The 1,512-nt window shown below is 58.9% G+C and carries 1 protein-coding gene; it reads right to left on the bottom strand.

All coding sequences use genetic code 11. The annotated features are described in order from the left end of the window. Positions 1-74: 74 nt before the first annotated feature. Positions 75-1,426, bottom strand: a protein-coding gene (locus LA5095_RS31685) for an IS3 family transposase (protein ID WP_144436246.1) whose coding sequence is annotated in 2 segments (ribosomal slippage) — positions 75-1,090 and positions 1,090-1,426 — 1,353 coding nt in all. Because the reading frame shifts where the segments join, the coding sequence is not laid out codon by codon here. Positions 1,427-1,512: the final 86 nt, after the last annotated feature.

Genomic DNA, 1,512 nt, shown 5'->3' with positions numbered 1-1,512 from the left:
TGTCCGTCGTCAGAGGTTTTGAGCAGATCGGCGGCCTAATCTAGTGGAGGCTCTGGCCCATCAGGGTTGTCATTTTAAGCGGCGTTCTTACGATGCAGCAAGCGCCGTTGGTTGATGGTTTCGCGTTTGATCCTTTCTCTTGTCTGCAGGATTGTCTGGCCGCGTCCGAAGTAGACGTCGGCTGGTGTGAGATTGCCGAGGCTCTCATGGTAGCGTCGGTGGTTGTAATGATCGACGAAGGTGCCGATCTGCGCTTCGAGGGCACCCGGCAGGAAGTAGTTTTCGAGCAGGATCCGGTTCTTCAGCGTCTGGTGCCATCGCTCAATCTTTCCCTGGGTCTGCGGATGGCAAGGCGAACCGCGTGTGTGCTCCATCCCTTGGCCGTTGAGCCAGGTTGCCAGCTCGCCGGCGACGTAACACGGACCATTGTCGGATAGCAGCCGAGGACGCTGCACCACCTTGGCCTTGTCGCAACCTGCTGCCCGCAGCGCCAGCTCCAGTGTGTCGGTAACGTCGCCGGCCTTCATCGTGGTGCACAGCTTCCAGGCGATGATGTAGCGCGAGTAATCGTCAAGGATGGTCGACAGGTAGAACCAACCCCACCCGATGACCTTCAGATAGGTGAAGTCAGTTTGCCACAGCTGGTTCGGCGCTGTCGTCTTGTCATGGAACTCGTCGGCGGCCTTGATGACGATGAAGGCGGGACTGGTGATCAGATCCTGAGCCTTGAGCAGGCGATAGACTGAGGATTCCGAGACGAAGTAGCCTCGCGTGTCGGTGAACGTCACCGCCAATTCCCGAGGTGACAGCTCAGGCTGATCGAGAGCAAGATCGATGACTTTCTCGCGCACCTCGTCGGGAATGCGGTTCCAGACCCGTTTCGGCTGAGGCCTGCGGTCTTCCAGAGCATCGATGCCGCCGGTCAGGAAGCGGTCATACCACCGATTGAAAGTGGCGCGCGGGATGCCGAGCTTGTCCAGCGTGCGCTTGGCCGGAAGATGCGACTGTTCGACCAGCTGGATGATCTCCAACTTCTCGGATGCGGAGTGTCTCATGCGTCGTCGCCCCGATCCGCGATCATGCTTTTTTTGAGCAGCCGCAGTTCCAGCGCCTGCTCGGCGACGACCTCTTTCAGATCGCGGGCCTCGCGGCGCAGATGCTTGACCTCGTCGCTGGTGGCTGCACGCATTGTATCACCGGCCAACCGCTTCTTGCCGGCTTCGAGGAATTCCTTGGACCAGTTGTAGTAGAGGCTCTCGGCAATGCCTTCGCGTCGGCACAACGCGGCAATCGACTCCTCACCGCGCAGGCCTTCCAACACGATGCGGATCTTCTCTTCCGCCGAATACTGTTTGCGGGTGGCGCGGCGGATGTCCTTGATGACCTTTTCCGCCGGCTCCTTCTGTGTCCCGGATTTCCGTCTCATCTTCGCTCCTTGAAGGGCTACGATGAACCAAAAATCCTCCTCTATCCGTTAAGCCGAATTTGTCTCATTGGCGCTGAACCCGGACA

It is taken from the genome of Roseibium album (genome assembly GCF_001404515.1).
GTDB lineage: Bacteria > Pseudomonadota > Alphaproteobacteria > Rhizobiales > Stappiaceae > Roseibium > Roseibium album.
This window is presented reverse-complemented; position numbering and strand designations above follow the sequence as displayed.